We start from the raw sequence: 19,028 nt of genomic DNA on the forward strand, positions 1-19,028 counted from the left end.
GTCGCGCAGCGGTGCCGTTCATCGAGGAAGGCGGCACTTGGACGCGTTGCGCAATTTCGTAGGACAGATCGGCGTGCGCCGGGCGGCTGCCATGGCGGCCGTCGCGCTCGCCCTGCTCGCGGGGCTCGGCTGGGTTGCCATGCGCACGCCGCAAAGCGCGATGGGCTACCTCTACACCGATCTCGACCCGGCAGCGGCGGCAACCATCACTGAAAAGCTGAAGGCGCAGGCGGTGCCCTTCCAGCTTTCAGCCGATGGGACCGCCATCATGGCGCCTGTAGACAAGCTGCCGGAACTGCGCATGGCGATGGCTTCCGAAAAGCTGGGCGGCAAGATCGGCTATGAAGTGCTGGATGAGGAGGAGCCGTTCGGCATTTCCTCGTCCCGCGCCAAGCTGAACGAGACACGCGCGGTGGAGGGCGAACTTGTCCGTTCCATTGAAAGCCTCGATCGGGTCAGCCGCGCGCGCGTCCATGTCGTCATGCCCGAGCGCGCAATGTTCGAGACGGAGCCGCGTAAGGCGACCGCTGCGGTGACGGTGAAGACCAGCGGCCGTCTTCCCGGGGAGGCCGTGCAGGCGATCCGCTATCTCGTTTCCTCCGCGGTGCCCGACCTGTCCCCCGAAGCCGTCTCCGTCGTGGACCAGACCGGGGCTCTGCTCGCACGGGCCGGAGAGGGTGAGGGCGGGGCCAGCGACATCGAGGACCGACAGGCCGCCGTCGAGGCGCGTCTGCGTGACCAGATCGAAACGATGGTCGAACCGATCGTCGGCCAGGGCAAGGTGCGTGCCGAGGTTTCTGCGGTTCTCGAGCGGGATCAGGTGCGCGAGGAATCCGAAACCTTCGATCCCGACAAGCAGGTCGTCCAGCACCAGGTCACGGTCGAATCCAACAACCAGAGCAACGAGAACGCTGCCGGGGCGCAAGGCGCCACCGTCGCCGCGCAGCTTCCCGAGAACGAGGGCGCCGTCGCAGGCGGCGGCGGGGACAGCCGTCGTTCGGCGCAGAACGAGACCTCGGAGGACGTAACGTACCAGAACAGTCGCGTGCAGAAGGTGGCGGTGCGCACCCCGGGCCAGGTGAAGCGCCTCACCGTGGCGGTCATGGTGGACGGCGGCGAAAAAGGATTGCCCCAGCCCCAGCTGGAACGCCTTCAGCGGCTTGTCGAGAACGCCGTCGGCTTCGACAGCGAGCGTGGCGACAGCGTCGTCGTCGAGAATATGCCCTTCGCCGCACAGGAACTCGACAGCTTCGAAGGCGGCCTGCCGTTCGGGCTGACGGTGGATCGCATTCTCGACATCCTGAAGATCCTGCTGGTGGGCGGTATCGTGCTCTTCGCTATCCGTATGTTGCGGCGGCCCAATGCACCGGCCCTGTTACCCGCGCCGGCGCCCGAGGACGGTGGCAACGGCGCTTCCGAGGGCTTCGTCACGCTCGGCCAACTGGAACCGGTAACCGACCCGGAAACCCTGCTCGACCAGGAAATCGCGCTCGCACATGTCGACGGGCGGGTGAAGCTCTCGGCCATCAATCGGATCGGAGAAACCATCGCCTCCAATCCGGCGGAGTCCGCCTCCGTCATTCGCCAGTGGATGAACACGTGAAAGGTAACCGATGAGCGACGAGCTTGAACCTCGGCAACTCGCCCCTGCGCATCTGCCGGACGAGCCGGACGGCGATACAGCGGATCAGGCGACGACCACGCTGCCGCCCCGGCCGTCAACGCCTCCCACGCCCGACGATCTGCAAGCCGTCTTCGATGTCCCCGTCAAGGTGCAGGCGGTGCTTGGCCGGTCCAAGATGGACATCGGCGACCTGCTCCGCCTCAAGCCTGGCATGGTCGTCGAACTGGACCGCCGTGTGGGAGAGCCGGTCGACATCTTCGTGAACAACCGCCTCATTGCGCGGGGCGAGGTCGTGCTGATCGATGCCACTCTCGGCGTCACGCTGACCGAGATCGTTCGCAAGGAGGGCTGATGATCGGCCCTTCTCCTCATCCCACGCGCCTGCGGCTGGTGGGGGAACTGACCGAGGCGACGCGCCTTGCAGCCGAAATGGTGCGCGGGTCCGCCACCAGGATCGGCGTCGGTGCGGCGAACCAGGCGACCCTGGACGATTGGGCCGGCTCCGGCACGGACGTCGTCGTGGTCGATCTCTCAGTCAACCTGAAGGACGTTCTATCCCGCCTCCGAGGCGTCGGAGGTTCGGTGACGGCTTCGGTCTCCGGCCTCGTCGGGCAGAACATCGCCGACGTCGAGCGGGAGCTTATACTCCAGACGCTGCACCACTGCGGGGGCAATCGCAGCGCGGCGGCGGCGATGCTGGGTATTTCGGTGCGGACCATGCGCAACAAACTCCGGTCCTTCAGCGCGGAGGGAATGGAGGTGCCGCCGTCGTCCGAACGCCCCCCGGCAGCAAGACGGGGCCGTGACGTGAAGGGCGAGCGGCAAGCGGCGCAGCCTTCGCCGAGGGGCAGGGCCTGACTGTGGCGTCCACGGCATCCTCGAAATTCCAGCTTCCTGAAAGACTTGGCCTGTTCGTAGCGCGGTTGGGTCCTGGCCGCGACCTTGCGCTGGCGCTGGGTGTGGGCGCGATCATCGCGATGCTCATCCTGCCGATGCCAGCCTGGTTGCTCGACATGGGGCTGGCCCTGTCGATCACCGCTTCGGTGCTGATCCTGATGACGGCGCTCTTCATCGAAAAGCCGCTTCAGCTGTCGAGCTTTCCGACCATTCTCCTCATCACGACGATGCTGCGCCTCGGCCTCAACCTGGCCTCGACCCGGCTGATCCTCGGCCACGGCCATGAGGGGCACGAGGCTGCCGGAGGCGTGATCGCCGCCTTCGGCGAATTCCTGATGGGGGGCGAGACGGTCATCGGCCTCACCATCTTCGCGATCCTTATCGTCATCAACTTCGTGGTCATCACCAAGGGCGCCGGCCGCATCGCCGAAGTCGCCGCCCGCTTCAGCCTCGACGCGATGCCCGGCAAGCAGATGGCCATCGACGCCGACCTGAACGCCGGCATGATAACCGAGGAACAGGCCCGGGAACGCCGGGCCGAGATCGAGGCGGAAAGCGGCTTCTACGGCGCGATGGACGGCGCCTCGAAGTTCGTGAAGGGGGATGCGGTCGCCGGCTTGCTCATCACGGGCATAAACATTGTCGTCGGGCTGATCGTGGGTGCCGTCATTCACGGCGTCCCCTTCGGTGAGGCGTTCACGACCTACACGATCCTTACCGTAGGCGACGGGCTCGTCAGCCAGATCCCGGCACTGATCGTTTCCACGGCTGCGGGCCTTCTGGTTTCGAAGGGTGGCGTCGTCGGCAAGACCGGGGCTGCGCTTGGGGAGCAGCTTGGCCGCTATCCCAAGGCCTTCGGCATAGCCGGTGCCCTCATGGTGGCGCTGGCGCTCATGCCGGGCCTGCCTTTTCTGCCGTTCGCGCTGCTGGGCGGGCTGTGCGGCTGGCTGGCATGGTCGATGAGCCGCAAGGCTGAAACCGCAAGCGCGGCCGCCCGTATGGAGGAAGCGGCGGCCCTGCAGCGGCAGAACGCCGCACAGGCCGAGGAGCCGATCGCCCGCACCCTGCAGATGGACGCCCTGCGCATCGAATTGGGTTACGCCCTGCTCCCCCTCATCAACGACGCCAGCGCAGAGCCTCGCCTGGACGATCAGGTCCGGGCCTTGCGGCGCCAGCTTGCAATCGACTACGGGTTTGTCCTGCCTGCCGTCCGCATCCTGGACAACCTGGCGCTTCAGCCGAACGAGTACGTCGTCTTCGTGAAGGAAACGGAGATCGCGCGCGGCGAACTGCGCATCGGAAAGCTGCTCGTCATCAATGCAGGGGGCGGCGAAACCGGTCTCAGCGGCGAGGCCACGCAGGAGCCGGTGTTCAAGCTGCCCGCGCTTTGGATCGAACGCGAACTGCGCCAGGAGGCCGGGTTCCGCGGCCTTACGGTGGTCGATTGCGGCACCGTGGTCACCACGCATCTGACCGAGATCGTCAAGGACAACATCGCGGATCTGCTATCCTATGCGGAAACGCAAAAGCTGCTCGACGAGGTTCACAAGGAATCGGCGAAATTGATCGCGGATATCGTGCCCTCGCGTATTTCCATCTCGGGCGTGCAGCGTATCCTGCAGAATCTGTTGGCCGAGGGTGTGTCGATCCGGGATCTGCCGACGATCCTCGAAGGTGTGGCCGAGGCGAGCGCGATCACAGCCAATCTGACGCAGGTGACGGAGCATGTCCGCGCGCGGCTGGCGCGGCAGATCTCCGCCCAGCACACCCTGAACGGGACGATACCGATCGTGGCACTCGGGCTCGTCTGGGACGAAGCGTTTTCGGAGGCGATCATCGGCCAGGGCGACGATCGCCACCTTGCGATGGCGCCCTCCCAGTTGCAGGGGTTCATCGCCGCGGTTCGCGAAACCTACGACCGTCTTGCGGCCCAAGGCGAGATCCCCTGCCTGCTGACCAGCCCCAGCCTGAGGCCGTTCGTGCGCTCCATCATCGAGCGCGTTCGTCCCGCCACGATTGTGCTCTCGCAAAACGAGATCCATCCGCGTGCACGGCTGCGCAGCCTGGGCGCGATCGGATGAAGATGATGCGCTGCAACCGTTCTGGTCGCGCACCCTCTATGATGAGGTCTGATGGCACTCACCCCGTTTCCTTTTCCTGTATCGACGGCCGTTCTCACCGGGCCGATGCCGGCGTCCGCATCGGCAGCCGGGGCCCAGCCGGGCGTGCTCTTCGCGGCCGTGCTGGAGGCGGTGAGCGGAGGGGGCATGCCAGGCGGGGCGGTGGCAGTGTCGCCGCTGCCGGGTGTCGCTGAGGCACCGCAAAGGACGGCTGCGAGGGACGAGGGGGTGTCCCGGCCATCCGTTCCAGGCGCACTGTTGATGAAGGCAGCCGAAACGGTGTCGGCGGTGTCGGTACGGTCCATCATTGACCCGGTCGTTTCCATTCCTAGGCCACCGCAGGCCGATGAGCAGGCGGATGGCTCGCTACGGGTGGACATGGCGCCGGACGCGGTCGATGCCGAGGCTGGGAGCGTGCCCGCTGTTGGGCCGGAGGGATCGAGTGGCGACGCGCGCGCTTTCCTTGCTGCTCCGTTTGCCGATGCAGCTGTTTCGGAACCGGAGCCTCTTTCCGCAGTGGAGGCCCCGGCGCTGACACCGGAGGATCCGCAAGCTTCACCTGCCTCGCAGGAGGAGGAGGAGCCGCGCGCGACACCTGCGGTCGCGATTGACCTGCCGTTGCAGCCGGCGCTGGTTTTCCCCGGTGAAGATGGCGTGACCAAGGGGGCCGAAGCTGCCGGAACCACCGACCTCGTTGCGGAGTCGCCCGAGGTGAGGGCCACGACGAACGAGGACGCTGTCGCCATCCACACGGAGGATCAGGACAGCGCGGCTTCTCCGGCTGCCAGCGCTTTGCCGGTAGCAGTCGTGATACCGGCAATCGAACGTCCGGTGACAGGCGTGCAGAGCGAAAGGGCGATACAGATCCAGCCTTCGGCCGTCAGCCACGAGCGGAGCGCCACCGATCCAGCGTCGGTGCCGCGGGATGCACCTGACGCGCTTGCTCCGGCTTCCCCCGACCTGGCGGTGCCGGAGGGCGCAAGGGCCGGCACCGCTGCCGATGGGCCTTCTTTCGATCAGCACATCAACGCCGTTCTGGAGCGTTCGTCGTCTGCGGCCTCTCCGGCAATGGCCCGTCCGCCGGCAAGTCACGGGGCCGAGGCGACCGTCGCTCTGCGGGAGGGGCGGTTCGGCAATGACATCGGTGTTGCGATCGCAAGGGCGGTGGACCGTGTCGATCGCGGCGCGGGCGAGATCTTGCTGATCCGGCTGGCGCCGCAGCATCTGGGCCGGGTGGACGTGGAGCTTTCCTTTTCCGCGGACGGCACGCTGCGCGCGGTCGTCTCATCGGACAACGCGATGGCTCTGGACCTGATGAAGCGGGAAAGCGGCCAGCTTGATCGTGCCCTGGCCGATGCGGGCGTGCGTGCCGACACACAGTCGCTTCGCTTCGAAAGTGGGGCAGGTGGGCAGCAGCGCCATGGCGCTCGCCCGCATGTGCCGACATCTCCCGCAGGCGACGGAAGTGTCTATCCTGACCAGCAGGAGATCGCCGCGCCCATCCTCCCGTCGTTGCGAGGCAGCGGCCAAGTCGACCTCATGGCATAAGGCAGCCTATGACCACCGTTACCGATACAGCGACCAAGGGCATCAGCGCGACGGCCGGAGCCACCTCGGGCCTCCTGGCCGATTACAACCTGTTCCTCAAGCTGCTCACGACGCAGATGACGAACCAGGACCCGCTCGATCCCATGGACACATCGGAGTACACGGCACAGCTGGTGCAGTATTCGCAGGTAGAGCAGTCCATCCAGCAGACCGGTAAGCTGGACGACATCATGAGCCAGCTCCTCTCCCAGCAGATGGCGCAGGCCTCCAGCTACATCGGCCGGGAGGCCCGCTTCGATTCACCTGTCTCCGGTCTGGGCGATGCCCCGGCGCGCTGGACGTACTACGTCGACGGTGCCCCCTCCACGATCACCGCAACCGTGAAGGACTCGCTGGGCGCCACGGTCGCGACCGTGGCACTGGACCCGGACGCTCAGGGAACGTTCGAGTGGGACGGGACGAAGTCGGACGGCAGCAAGGCTGAGCCAGGCGCCTATACGCTGTCCATAAGCACCGTGAACGCGTCTGGATCAAGCCTCACGGCCACCATCAACTCGGTCGGCCGCGTAGACGATGTCGTGACCGACGGATCCAGCATCATGCTCGGCGTCAACGGCATCCGCTTCTCGGCGACTGGACTGGTCGCTCTCACCGCCGGCAGCGAGGATTGATGGCAAAATCAGTCGAGAATCGACACCGGCTCGACATCCGGGGACGTTCGGTCTCCGTCCGGCCTCGTGTGGGCAAGGATCGTATCAAGCCGACTGCAGCCGGGGATGCGTTCCGGCAGAGCCAGGATCATGAGGCAATCGGAGACGGACGGGTCCTCGATTGGGCCAATTATCTCCTCCACCTCTGCCGGGCTGAGGTTGGACTGGCTCAGGCACCGCAGGGCGGCCGCCTGCCAAAGCTGCTCGGGTGAATCCACCCGCAGCTTCAGAGAGAACCAGTATTCCTGCTGCGCCCCCGAGGCTGGAGCGTTCCCGCTGCCCAACCCCCAACCTGTCGTATCCGCCATACGCACTCTCAAGCACTTCAGACCAAATCCACGGCGGCCCGCCCCCCGGGCCCGCGACGTAAGGTCAACCCCAACGGCCAAGTGATGTCCGATGCATTCACCAGTCAACCGTCCGGTCTATCTGTATATCACCGTAGAAGGCATGAAAGCGGGCACCAGCAACAAAGCGTTGATAAAAGGCGAGTAGAACAACGGTTCAGCGCAAATCGACCCTGACGACCGGGCGTGGCCCCATCCTTTCTGAGCATTCATGGCTACTGGAACCCTGCCGGCGCTTCCGTACGGCGGCGAATCAGTCAGCCGGGCGGGTGCGGGAAATGCTCGACCAGGAAGTCCAGGGCAACGCGTGTTCGCATCGGCATCCTCATGCCTCGAAAGCCGTGGGCGATCAGGACGGCGACGGGCGGAATTGCAACCTGCGGCAGGACGTGGGTGAGCAGCCCGCGTGCGAGGTCTTCCTCCACCTGGATACGCGGAAGCAGCCCGATGCCGCCACCGCCGCGTGCAGCGCGCAGTATCGCTTCACTGCTGTTTGCCCGCAGGAAGCCCGTGACGCTGAATTCCTTCCCCTCAAGGAGCCATGGGCTTGGCCGGGCGGCGTAGCCATAGGCCAGGCACTGGTGCCCCGCGAGGTCGCTGACGGAAACGGGGACGCCGTGCCTGCGAAGGTACCCCGGCGAGGCGGCCAGTATCCGGGGCAAGTGCCCCAAAAGCGTGCCTTCGGCGCCGTCTTCCCCCACCCAGAGCCACAGATCAAGGCCACCGTGATCGGTCGCATCGTGCCAATCGGCCATCAGCCATTCGACCAGCAGCTCGGGATGCTGTTCGGAGAGCCGGCCGAGCCGCTCGGCATAGTGCAGCCCCAGTGCCGTCGTCACACCGATCCGTACCAGACCCCGGGCTGCCACGGCGCCCGCAAGGTCGCTTTCCGCAAGGCCAACCTGGTCGAGAATCGCCACCGCGTGTTCCAGCAACCGTTCGCCGTCTGTCGTAAGAACCTGACGGCGGGTGGTGCGTTGGAACAGCCTGACACCGAAATGGAGTTCCAGGTCACTGATGGCTCGAGCGATCGTGGTGTGGCTCAAGTTCTGGCTGCGTCCGAGCGCGGAGAAGCTGCCTTCTTCCGTGAGGCGAACGAACAGGCGCAAGGATCGGATCAGATCGCTCATTTGAACGGCTATAGCACAAGTGATGTGCCGAATTGCTATATTGTCTTCGCCTTCGCACGGATCGAAGGAGAAGCGATGAGGACCGAGGCCCCGAGAAGGCCAGGAGATTGAGAGGCAACTCATGACGAAGCGTATCGCCCGTGACGACCTGCGTTCGAAGATCATGTCCGCTGCGGACGCTGCCGCGCTGATCAAGCACGGGCAGACCGTCGGCATGAGCGGGTTTACCGGCTCGGGCTACCCGAAGGCCGTGCCGGTCGCGCTTGCTGCCCGTATCGAGGCGGAACACGCCGCCGGGCGCGCAATGCGCGTGAAAGTCTGGACCGGGGCGTCCACGGGGCCGGAACTGGACGGTGCGCTGGCCAAGGCGGACGGTATCGAATTGAGGCTGCCCTACAACTCCGACCCGATCGCGCGCGAGCGGATCAACAACGGCGAGATGGACTATCTCGACATGCACCTGTCGCAGGTGGCGCCGATGGCCTGGCAGGGGTTTCTCGGGCCGCTTGACGTCGCTGTCGTCGAGGTGACGGCCATTCGTCCGGACGGTTCGCTGGTGCCATCCTCGTCGGTCGGGAACAACAAGACCTGGCTCGATCGGGCCGAGGCGGTGATCCTTGAGGTCAACTCCTGGCAAAACCCGGCGCTGGAGGGGATGCATGACATCTACTACGGCACCGCTCTTCCTCCCCATCGCGTGCCGATTCCCCTTGTTCGGCCCGACGACCGGATCGGTGAAGCCGCCTTTCGTTGCGATCCGTCGAAGATCGTCGCCATCGTCGAAACCGACGCCCCCGACCGCAATCTGCCGTTCACGCCGCCGGACAGCGCGGCGCTGGCAATCGCCGATCACATCATTGAATTCCTGTCGCATGAAGTGGCGAAGGGGCGTCTGCCGGCTTCTTTGCTGCCGATACAGTCGGGCGTCGGCAATATCGCCAATGCCGTCCTCACGGGGCTGGTCGACAGCCCCTTCGACGATCTGACAGCCTACACCGAAGTGATCCAGGACGGCATGCTCGACCTGATCGATGCCGGGAAGCTGCGGATGGCCTCAGCCACCGCATTCTCACTGAGCCCCGACGCGGCCCTGCGCATCAACGCGGAGATGGAGCGCTATCGCTCACGCATGATCCTGCGCCCACAGGAGATCAGCAATCATCCGGAGCTGGTGCGCCGCCTTGGCTGCATCGCCATGAATGGCCTCATTGAGGCGGATATCTACGGCACCGTCAACTCCACCTGTGTCATGGGGTCACGCATCCAGAATGGCATCGGTGGTTCGGGCGATTTCGCGCGCAACGCCTACATCTCGATCTTCATGACGCCCTCCATCGCCAAGGGCGGCGCGATTTCCGCCATCGTGCCGCAGGCGGCGCATGTGGATCATATCATGCAGGACGTGGCCGTGCTGGTGACCGAGCAGGGTCTGGCGGACCTGCGCGGCCTCACACCGCGCAAGCGGGCCGCCCTCGTGATCGAAAACTGCGCGCACCCCATGTATCGGGATGCCCTTCGCGATTATTATGACCGCGCCAGCCGCACCTCGTTCGGCAAGCACGCTCCGTCGCTGCCGTCGGAGGCTCTGTCATGGCACCAGCGCTTCATCGACACCGGCACGATGCTGCCGAGCTGAGGAACGGGACCAAGGCTTAAGAAAAGGGGGCGCGAAGGCGCCCCCTGTTCCTTAAGGTCACGCGGAGCCGAGCCGCTTTCAGCGCACGAACTCTGCCTTGACGTTCCGTTCCTCGCAGCCGGATACCTCCGGCCGGGACATGCGGAGCAGGGTGTACCCCAGCAGGCCCGAGAGCAGCGAACCGGCGAGGATGCCGATTTTCGCCTCCGCCTGAAGGATGGCGGCATCGGGATAGGCCAGCAGCGCGATGAACAGGCTCATGGTAAAGCCAATACCGCACAGCAGAGACACGCCCAGCATCTGCGTGCGGCTGGCGTAGGCCGGGGCATCGGCAAGTCCAAGTCGGATGGCGATCATCGACAAGCCGAAGACCCCGATGGGCTTGCCAAGCAGCAGGCCGAGGGTAACGCCAAGCGTCACAGGCGCGGTGAAGGCGTCGGCGGGCAGGCCGAGCAGGGGAACGCCGGCATTGGCGAAGGCGAACAGCGGCACGATGAGGAAGCCTACCGGGAGATGCAGGGCGTGCTCGAGCCGGTGCAGCGGGCTCTCCGCATCGCTGTCAGAGCGGCTGGGTGTCCTGTCGAGAGGAATGGTGAGAGCGAGGACGACACCCGCAAGGGTGGCGTGAATGCCCGAGCGGAACACGAAGAACCACAGGGCGGCACCGAGCAGCAGATACGGCAAGAGGCGGTCGATCTTGAAGCGGTTCATCGCAACGAGGGCGACTACGATCGCTCCCGCCCCCGCAAGGTTGCCGAGCGAAAGGTCAGCCGTGTAGAACAGAGCGATGATGATGACCGCTCCCAGGTCGTCGATGATCGCGAGAGCGGCCAGGAAGATGCGCAGCGAGGCCGGAGCGCGCTTGCCCAGGAGGGAGATGACGCCCAGGGCGAAGGCGATGTCCGTCGCCGCGGGTATCGCCCAGCCTCGCGCTGTCGGGCCGGTGTTGAGGGCGTAGAATATGAGCGCCGGCACCACCATGCCACCAAGCGCCGCAACCCCGGGCAGGATCCGCCGCGACCATGTCGAGAGTTGTCCATCCAGCATCTCGCGCTTGATTTCCAGCCCCACGAGAAGGAAGAAGACGGCCATCAGCGCGTCATTGATCCAGTGTCCGAGGGACAGCGGTCCCACGTAGGTGTGCAGGATCGCCTCGTAGGTACCCGCCAAAGGCGAGTTTGCCACGATCAGCGCCAGCGCCGCGGTCGCCATGAGGACAAGTCCCGCTGAGGACTGGCCATTGAGGAAACGGCGCAGCGCACTGGGGGTCTTGAGACGAGTGATGGCCATGCGTACTCCAGGCGAGGGTCAACATCGCTGGCGGCCCGACCAGCGTTACGAAACCTGCCCGCCTTGGCGAGCACCCGGGGCGTTTATAGGCATGGTGGCCCGGGTCCCGCAACCGGCGCGGCGCAGTTTAACCGAGAGATCCCGCGCCGGGCGTGGACGGGGAAGCGGCTCGCCGCTCGTCTCTTCCCGAGCCGCGCCGGGGTTTTCGGGGCGGGCACCCGGTCATCCGAGTTGCTGGCTTGCCGCCGATGAAGTGGCCCCGCGTCAAAGAGCACCATAGTGGATCACAATCAGGCATCCGGAGGGAACGCCTGCGGTGCTCCGTTCATTCCTGACTTATTCACCACCGCAACATGCCATGTAAGGAGCCGTGGAATGGAAAACTTGTGGGCGTTCGTCATCATCGGCGGACCCATCCTCCTGGGCCTCGCGATCGCGTACGCGACGATCCAGTACTTTCGGCGGGACCGCCGCCTCGATGCCGTCTCGGACGAGTCAGCACGTGAACTGCGCGAGGAGCTGCGCCGGGAGGAGCAGAAGGTTCGGTAACCTGGCGGAACGGAAAACTCCGTCACATTAACGTAGGAGTATCGCTCGGCCGAACAGCTTGACTGTTGAATGAAGATGTGGATGGTACAGATGTCTCCATGATAGGAACAATTTCACGATCATGATGGTAGAGGTCTAATAATAATAACGGGGAGTTGCCGTGTGCATTTCGGGTGTGAGCGGGAAAATCTTTTCTGCACAAGTAAAAACCTGAAGGCGCGGCATGGTGATCCTGCATCCCATACGGGGTATTACGGAAGCCTCTGATGAAGCCTTAAGAGAGCAGTTTGCACTCTTGCGGGTTCAGATCCCGCTCATGTACGCTCTCCTGTCGATAAATGTGCTGTTCCTCGCAGCTGCCATTTATCACGACGTGCCGCCCCTCTACAGCCTCGGGTTCCCGGCGGTACTTCTTCTGGCGATCGCTCTCCGCTCGATTATGTGGCTGCTGCGCCGGCAGGACACGGCGACGGCGCCGCGGATCCGGCGCTATCTGTTTGGCACGCTGGCCGCTGCCGTGGTGCTCGGGGTGGCCTTCGGCGCCTGGGGTCTTCTGCTGCTGCAGATGATCGAGCCGGCGCGTTTCACAGCGGTCGTGCTTTACCTGTTCGTCTCCTCCATCACTTGCTGCTATTGTCTTCAGGCCCTTCCGGCGGCGGGCTGGGCGGTTCTCGCCTTCGGCACCATGCCGGCCACGTTCGTGCTGATCTTTTCGGGCCATCCCTACGATGCCGGTGTCGGTATTCCGCTCGTGCTGGCTGCGGCGCTCATTCTGTGGACACTGGCGCACAATCGGGGCGCATTCGACGAACTCCTGCGTTCCCGGGCGGAGATGAGGAACCTTGTGGGCGCGCTGGGGGACAGTCAGGAGCATTACCGGCAATCGGTGGCTCTGAATCCTCAGATACCCTGGATCGCGGACAGGACTGGCAGCACCATCGAGCTCAGCCCTCGCTGGTCGACCCTGACGGGCCTTTCCGTCGAGGAAGGACTGGGTTGGCAGGGCGCCGCAGCCCTTCACCCGGACGACCTGCCACAGGTGCGTGAGAGATGGCAGCGCGCGCTGAGTGGAGAGGAGGACCATCTCGATGCACGCTACCGCCTGCGTCATGCGGATGGCACATACCGCTGGATGCGGACGCGAAGCTTTCCGCGGCGGGACGAGAACGGAGAGGTTCTTGCCTGGTATGGCACGCTGGAGGACATTCATGACCAGATGCTGGCAGAACAGGCCCTGCAACAAAGCGAGGAGAGATACAGGCTTGCCTCGCTTGCCACCAATGACGTCATCTGGGATTTGCGGATGGACGGCAGCAACGTGGAATGGAGCAGCGCGGTTGCCACCGTTCTGGGCTATCCGGAGGCGCTGGCGGGCACATCGCGCGACTGGTGGGTGGAGCGTATCCATCCCGAGGACCGCCCGCATGTGCTGGAACGGTTTCGTGACGTGGAAACCGATGCCTCGCTCCGGCACTGGAGCCTTGCCTTTCGTTTTCTGGCAGGGTCCGGAACCTATCTGCATCTGAATGCCAGAGGCTATGTGGTGCGCGATCCTTCGGGCCGGGCGACAAGACTGATCGGCGCGCTGCAGGACGTCACCAAGCAGGTGCTGTTCGAGCGCAGCCTGCGCCGTGCGGCGCATTACGACGCGCTCACCGGCCTGCCTAACCGTACGCTGTTTGCGGAACGTCTGGATGCAGTCCTTGCTCAAGCTCATGATGAAGGAAAAGGGGTCGCCCTGGCAATCCTGGACCTTGACCGGTTCAAGATGATCAATGACAACCTCGGACACGATGCGGGTGACGCCATGCTGTCGCAGCTCGCTGTACGGCTCAGTCAGATTATCCCGCCCGAAGGCACGGTCGCCCGGCTCGGGGGCGACGAGTTCGCTGCGATCCTACCGGGCTTCGACGCCGAGACCGATCCGGTCGGAGCAGTCGATGCTCTTCTGTCGACCGCACGTGCGCCCGTCTCCTACAAGGGAAGGCAACTCGATCTCGGATTCAGCGTCGGTGTTGCGGTCGCCTTCGGCCACGGTGAGGCGCCTCGCGATGTCCACAAGAGAGCAGACCTTGCGCTCTACGCCGCCAAGAAGGAGGGCGGCGGACGCATCCGCTGCTATCGTGCTGAGCTCGGCTTCGAGGCGGAGCGCGAGATTCAGATGCTCTATGATGCTCGCGAAGCGTTGCGCCACGACCGGATCGTACCCTTCTATCAGCCAAAGATATCGTTCCACACGGGCGAATGCGTCGGGTTCGAGGCTTTGCTGCGGTGGCACCACGAGCAGGTTTTCCGGACGCCAGACGAAATAGCGGCAGCCCTGTCCGATCCCGGCACTTCGACGCAGATCACCGACCGCATTCTGGACAAGGTGATCGGGGACATTCTTGCATGGGAAGCCGAAGGGCTGCGCTTCGGCCGGGTCGCGGTGAATTCGTCGACCCATGATTTCAGCCGCGGCGACTTTGCCGAGCGGATACTCACAAGATTGGAGAGGGCGGGGGTGGCGGCCCACAGGATCGAGCTTGAGGTGACGGAAAGCGTTCTGACGGAACAGCTCTCCACTTCGGTGGAAAGCACGCTGCGCACGCTCTCGGACGCGGGTGTAACGATTGCGCTGGACGACTTTGGAACGGGTTATGCCTCGCTCACCCACCTCAAGCAGTTCCCGGTGGATGTGCTGAAGATCGACCGCTCGTTCATCGAGCAGATCGACCTGCGTGAAAGCGAGGATGCCATGATCGTGCGAACGATCCTGGATCTGGCAAAGCGCCTAGGCATCCTGACCGTGGCCGAGGGCATCGAAACCGCGTCCCAGGCGCGCGCCCTGGCGCAGTGGGATTGTGATGTCGCGCAAGGCTATCTCTTCGGCCGGCCTACAGATGCGGAAGCGGCTACCCGACTGCTGCAAAACTGGAACGCGGCTGCAGCGCTGGAGACGTTCAGGGGCGGCGTTTAATGATCGCGTGTCACCGTCCGACGGGAAACCCGCTGCGGCACTGCGCCAGCGAACCTGTTCTCTGCTCCACTGCATGGCCCGTTCTGGTCGTTGCAGAGCCGGCCATGCAGTGGGACAGGAGGAAGTAAGTGGCGATTAATTCGCCGCCTTGAACGACGCGAGGGTGGCCTTTGCGCTCTGCGACAGGGCATCTATACCGGCGCCGACGAGGTACCAGGTCTTGGGGTCGAGATAGACGACGCGGCCGGCCTTCCACGCGCTGGTGGCGCTGATGCGCGGATCCTGGGCGAGTGTTTGCCGCGCAGTGCTCGGCGCCGTGCCCGTGGCGGCAGAGCGGTCGATGACGAAGATCCAGTGTGGATCGGCGGATAAGCCGGCTTCGAGCTTCTGCTGTTGCTGCCGGTGTGCCAGCTCGGCTTCGGGCGAGCCGGCGGGCGCGCGTCCGCTACGCTCTGTGGCTTCGACAGCAGGCACGGCTGAACGGATGCCGATGAAGTCATAGACGTGGCCGAACCGATCGCCAGGCGCATGGACGGCAACGCCTTGGCCAGCGCTGAACAGGAGGAGGCCGGTGCCTTGCCGCCCGGCCTCGGCATGCAGTTCGGACACAGTCGCTTCGAACTCGGTCACGCGTTGGCCAGCCTGCTCCTCGACGCCGAACAGGTGCCCGAGCTTGCGGGTGTTGTCGATCACCGTCGCCGCCAGATCGCCTCCCTGCGAAGAGAGATCGATCGTCGGCGCTAGACCGGCAAGCTCGACATACTTCTTGGCAGACCGCCCGCCGATGATGACAAGGTCGGGCTTGAGCGCCGCCAACGCGGCCGTATCGGGTTCGAACAGAGTGCCCACGTTGGCGTAGCGAGGAGCGGTGTACCGGGCCAGGTGCGGCGGGAGGTTGCCGTTGCCGTCAGCCCCCTTGGGCACCCCCGCGACAGCGTCGACGCCCAGCGCGTTCAGGATGTCGAGCGTTGCGAGATCATAGACCGCGACCTTCTTTGGAGCCTGCTCGAGCAGGGTCTGGCCCTTGGCATGGGCAATCGTGACCTCCTTGGCGGGTGCGGCGCCGGCAAGGGTCAGGGCCGCGATGGCGGCGCTGATACCCAGAAGCGCTTTTCTTGAGAATGTCGGCATGCTGTCTTCCTTCCCTGTTCCAGACCTGACGCAGCTCAGAACCGCGCGGATATCCCTGCCCACGCACGAGCACGATCGTTGACGTAGCCATACTCCTCATAGGTCATCTGCTTATCGAGGAGATTCTGGATGCCCAGGCGCAGCGTGAGGCGTTCAGTCACATCGAGGGCAGCGCCGACATCGACGGTGGCATACCCCGGAGCGATGATGTTGGAGGCGCTGATCGCCGTCGCGGCCTGCAGTTCCTTGCCGTAGTAGATGCCGCGGATGAAGCCGCTGAAGCGTGAGCCTTCCGGACGGTAGTTCAGCGCAAGGCTTCCTTGCAGTTCAGGTGTCTCATTGAGGGCCGCCCCGGCGTTGATGCCGGTCAGCTGCTTGGAATCCGTGAACGTGCCGCTGGCGCTGAGAGTGAAGGCCGCGCCGATCGGAGCTCGCAGGGACGCCTCGATACCGCGAATGCGGGCCTTGTCCACATTGAGATACGTAGTTCCCGGCCGACCGCTGCTGTTGTTGGGCTCGCTGGTGCACCATGCGCCCGCTTGTGCGCACGTGACGCGCAGGATCTTGTCGTTGAAGTCCGTCTGGTATGCGGTCAGGCTCGCCTCGAAGCGCCCCTTGCTGTAGATGACGCTGCCTTCGTAGGTGAGCGACGTTTCCGCCTTCAGGTCGGGGTTGCCGTACACGGTGCCGCCGCGGCTGTTCTGGCCCCAATCCGCCAGTGTCTGCCGAATGTCGGGAGCGCGGAAGCCGCTGGACACGCCGCCCTTGACGATCAAGTCGCCGGTCACTTTCCACACGCCGTAGATGCGCGGCGAGAGACGGCTGCCATAGAGATCGTGATCGTCGAAGCGCAGACCCGTGGTCAGGGCGAAGCCGGGTATGAAGTTCCATTCCGCTTCGCCGAACAGAGCCCACTGCAGGCGGTCGGCCGCGTCCCTGACCTTGCCGTCGACGGTAAGTCCGTTGCCCGAAGGCGCGTAAAGGTCGATGTAGTCGAAATAGCCACCCGCGTTAATCGTGTGCCGGCCGATCGGCACGATCCAGGAGGACTGTGCCACGTAGTTCTTGATGTTGACGTTCGTCTCGCGGCGGGTGGCGTCCTCCAGCTGGACGTAGGACTGCGACGTCACGGCACCATACTTGCCCGTGTGGTTGAGCGAGTAGACGAACCTCTCCTGGCTCTGCAGCGAGGGGGTATCGGTCGCCAGCAGGGTCTTGCCCGGCGTTTGCTGCGTTTCCTGGTAGTAGTAGGAGGTTTCCAGGATAAGGTCGTGATCCGAGCCAAGCTTGAAGCCCAGCCGGCCCGTAAGGTTATCGTCCTTTCGCTGCGGCGTGCCGTAATAGACGGTGTCCTCGTTGCGCCGGTTCATTCCGCCCGAGAGCTGCAGCCCCACGACATCGGAAATGATCGGGCCGCCTGCGGAGAAGCTTGCGTCCCAGTAATCCCCGTACTCACCGAAAATCTGCCCTGTCCCATTGGCGCGAACGCTTCCGCTCCACTTATCGCCGACGCGACGGGTGATGACGTTGATGACGCCGCCCATCGCATCCGAGCCGTAGAGCGAGGACATCGGCCCACGTACAACTTCGATGCGCTCGATCTGCTCGAGCGGCGGCAGCATGCCGCTTTCGGTGATGCTGCCTCCGTTTGTGCGTGACTGACGTGAGTTGAGGCGGCGACCGTCGACGAGGATCAGGGTGTAGTTCGCACCCATGCCGCGAATGGAGATATCGCGCGAGTTGCCCTCACCAGGCGTGATGGACACACCGGGCACATCCAAAAGCGCATCGGTGATCTGCCGGTAAGGCGCCTCCTCCAGCCGTTCGCGGGAAATGACGCTGATGGAAGCCGGAGCCTCGATGGCCTGCATCTCGAAGCCGGTGGCTGTGACCACGATGTCATTGCTATCTGCGGCGGCATCGGCAGCTTCTTCGGCGCAGACACTGCTGGAGAGAACTAGGCCAAGGCTGAGGAGCGGCAGACGAGAAGCTCTGAGCGCGGCATAGGCAAACGACATCTAAACACCCCTTTGGCGACCCCCCAGGGCCAAGTGGCGCTCAGCTACGGCTAATGCTAACAATTCGCAACAGCAGAATTATGTCTTTTTATGTACAGGCTTTTTGGGCTGTTCAGCCGGCGAACCGCCGACGATGCAGGGCGAGCACCGGCTTCACCGCAGCAAGCGCAGCCTCCATCTCCTCTCGAAAGGAGCGCGGCCGATGTATCGCCGAGTGGGCGGCGCATACCACTGTTGTGTCGGCCCAGGCCTCCGCCAGGCCGAGTGCCCATTGTTCGAAGGCGTCCGCTGCGTCGGCCCTGTCGCCGAGAGCCCTCGCAAGCATGGGATGGAATCGCAGGCGTGGGGAAGGAAGCAACGCCCTGAGCAAGGCAGGCGGGGTGAAAACGTTGATCGTGTCGTCCACGTGAAGGATGCGACTTGACCGGTGGCGGACCAGGGCAGAGCCCACATGCACCCGCTCATCCTGGCATACGAAATCCACGCCTGATGGTATGGCAAATTCAAGATCCGCGCCGAACCGCTCCTGCGTCGACGTGTCCTCGATCCGATCCTTCGACCAGGGAAGGTCTGGATACTCTCGATGATGCCGCTCGGTGCCGATCAGCGTCGCGCGCGGGAACAGCTCATGGAGCACGCGGCAGTGCAGGGTGTGGAATGGGTGTACGTTGACGATCGCGTCAATCGCCTCGCCGCCGTTCGTCAGCGCCCGGACGGCGGACAGTTCCTCTTCCTCGGGTCTGTAGCTGTCGATGAGCAAGAACCGACCATTGGACTGCCGGACCAGCGACATCTGTGTGCCGATGTTCAGGATCCCGGCGATCCTGAAATCACCCCGAATGGACCAGAAATCTCCCGCAAGTTGCTCCACGTTCGGCATCTCCTTCGTAGAGGAAATAAGCCGCTCTCGCGAGGGTTCCGCCGCCTCCGGTGGCGGGAGGACGGGCGCCCGCATGTCCCGTTGCCTCTGTTGAAAACATTTTTGAAATTAGTGTTTGACCGAATCGCGGGGTCACCTTAGAGGGCGCTTCACCGCAGCGGACCACACGGTTTTGCAGCGGTCGCCAAG

At 64.3% G+C, this 19,028-nt stretch carries 15 protein-coding genes; 9 read left to right on the forward strand and 6 right to left on the reverse strand.

Annotation, left to right across the window (positions count from 1 at the left end; all coding sequences use genetic code 11):
• Positions 1 to 37 precede the first annotated feature (37 nt).
• From fliF to QOL62_RS13985, 6 genes are all read left to right on the forward strand, one after another.
• Entirely contained in the window at positions 38 to 1,603 is a 1,566-nt protein-coding gene (gene fliF, locus QOL62_RS13960; protein ID WP_379511682.1) for a flagellar basal-body MS-ring/collar protein FliF, read from the forward strand.
• Positions 1,604 to 1,613: 10 nt separating this feature from the next.
• A complete protein-coding gene (gene fliN, locus QOL62_RS13965) occupies positions 1,614 to 1,976 on the forward strand; it encodes a flagellar motor switch protein FliN (RefSeq protein WP_103728693.1) in 363 nt (120 codons plus the stop codon).
• Positions 1,976 to 2,482 carry a helix-turn-helix domain-containing protein gene (locus tag QOL62_RS13970; protein WP_283406710.1) on the forward strand — a complete coding sequence of 169 codons (507 nt, stop codon included), beginning with the start codon at positions 1,976 to 1,978 and terminating at the stop codon, positions 2,480 to 2,482. The genes fliN and QOL62_RS13970 overlap by 1 nt, the downstream gene beginning before the upstream one ends.
• A 50-nt stretch (positions 2,483 to 2,532) precedes the next feature.
• Positions 2,533 to 4,602 (forward strand): flagellar biosynthesis protein FlhA, encoded by a 2,070-nt coding sequence (gene flhA, locus QOL62_RS13975; protein ID WP_379511724.1) that lies wholly within the window; start codon positions 2,533 to 2,535, stop codon positions 4,600 to 4,602.
• Positions 4,603 to 4,902: 300 nt separating this feature from the next.
• Positions 4,903 to 6,189: a flagellar hook-length control protein FliK gene (locus QOL62_RS13980; protein WP_283406712.1), complete on the forward strand. Its 1,287-nt coding sequence runs from the start codon at positions 4,903 to 4,905 to the stop codon at positions 6,187 to 6,189.
• Between the two features lie 8 nt (positions 6,190 to 6,197).
• Positions 6,198 to 6,860, forward strand: a complete 663-nt coding sequence (locus QOL62_RS13985; protein ID WP_283406713.1) for a flagellar hook assembly protein FlgD — start codon at positions 6,198 to 6,200, stop codon at positions 6,858 to 6,860.
• An 8-nt stretch (positions 6,861 to 6,868) separates the two neighbouring features.
• Here the strand turns inward: QOL62_RS13985 and QOL62_RS13990 are convergent, their stop codons facing one another.
• Together QOL62_RS13990 and QOL62_RS13995 are read right to left on the reverse strand one after the other, a co-directional pair.
• A complete protein-coding gene (locus tag QOL62_RS13990; protein ID WP_103728689.1) occupies positions 6,869 to 7,207 on the reverse strand; it encodes a hypothetical protein in 339 nt (112 codons plus the stop codon).
• 296 nt (positions 7,208 to 7,503) lie between these two features.
• Complete coding sequence (locus QOL62_RS13995; protein ID WP_103728729.1) at positions 7,504 to 8,376, reverse strand: LysR family transcriptional regulator; 873 nt, start codon at positions 8,374 to 8,376, stop codon at positions 7,504 to 7,506.
• A 121-nt stretch (positions 8,377 to 8,497) separates the two neighbouring features.
• Between QOL62_RS13995 and scpC the strand changes: the two genes are divergently transcribed.
• Positions 8,498 to 10,012, forward strand: a complete 1,515-nt coding sequence (gene scpC / locus QOL62_RS14000; protein WP_103728688.1) for a succinyl-CoA:acetate CoA-transferase ScpC — start codon at positions 8,498 to 8,500, stop codon at positions 10,010 to 10,012.
• A gap of 78 nt (positions 10,013 to 10,090) precedes the next feature.
• Here scpC and nhaA read toward each other — a convergent pair whose 3' ends face one another.
• Positions 10,091 to 11,302 (reverse strand): Na+/H+ antiporter NhaA, encoded by a 1,212-nt coding sequence (nhaA, locus tag QOL62_RS14005; RefSeq protein ID WP_283406714.1) that lies wholly within the window; start codon positions 11,300 to 11,302, stop codon positions 10,091 to 10,093.
• A gap of 375 nt (positions 11,303 to 11,677) precedes the next feature.
• Here nhaA and QOL62_RS14010 point away from each other — a divergent pair, with 375 nt between their 5' ends.
• Together QOL62_RS14010 and QOL62_RS14015 are read left to right on the forward strand one after the other, a co-directional pair.
• On the forward strand, positions 11,678 to 11,851 hold the full coding sequence (locus QOL62_RS14010) for a hypothetical protein (RefSeq protein WP_158250627.1): 174 nt from the start codon (positions 11,678 to 11,680) through the stop codon (positions 11,849 to 11,851).
• Positions 11,852 to 12,167: 316 nt separating this feature from the next.
• On the forward strand, positions 12,168 to 14,810 hold the full coding sequence (locus QOL62_RS14015; protein WP_283406715.1) for a putative bifunctional diguanylate cyclase/phosphodiesterase: 2,643 nt from the start codon (positions 12,168 to 12,170) through the stop codon (positions 14,808 to 14,810).
• A gap of 135 nt (positions 14,811 to 14,945) precedes the next feature.
• On the opposite strand, the gene QOL62_RS14020 is transcribed toward QOL62_RS14015, so the two are convergent.
• The 3 genes from QOL62_RS14020 to QOL62_RS14030 form a co-directional block, all read right to left on the reverse strand.
• On the reverse strand, positions 14,946 to 15,941 hold the full coding sequence (locus tag QOL62_RS14020) for a siderophore ABC transporter substrate-binding protein (protein WP_283406716.1): 996 nt from the start codon (positions 15,939 to 15,941) through the stop codon (positions 14,946 to 14,948).
• 35 nt (positions 15,942 to 15,976) lie between these two features.
• On the reverse strand, positions 15,977 to 17,959 hold the full coding sequence (locus QOL62_RS14025; RefSeq protein ID WP_283406717.1) for a TonB-dependent receptor domain-containing protein: 1,983 nt from the start codon (positions 17,957 to 17,959) through the stop codon (positions 15,977 to 15,979).
• A gap of 112 nt (positions 17,960 to 18,071) precedes the next feature.
• Positions 18,072 to 18,914 (reverse strand): hypothetical protein, encoded by an 843-nt coding sequence (locus QOL62_RS14030; protein ID WP_283406718.1) that lies wholly within the window; start codon positions 18,912 to 18,914, stop codon positions 18,072 to 18,074.
• Between the last annotated feature and the right edge of the window lie 114 nt (positions 18,915 to 19,028).

Origin of the sequence: Novosphingobium panipatense (assembly GCF_900182875.1) — a bacterium.
In the GTDB taxonomy this organism is placed as follows: domain Bacteria; phylum Pseudomonadota; class Alphaproteobacteria; order Sphingomonadales; family Sphingomonadaceae; genus Novosphingobium; species Novosphingobium panipatense.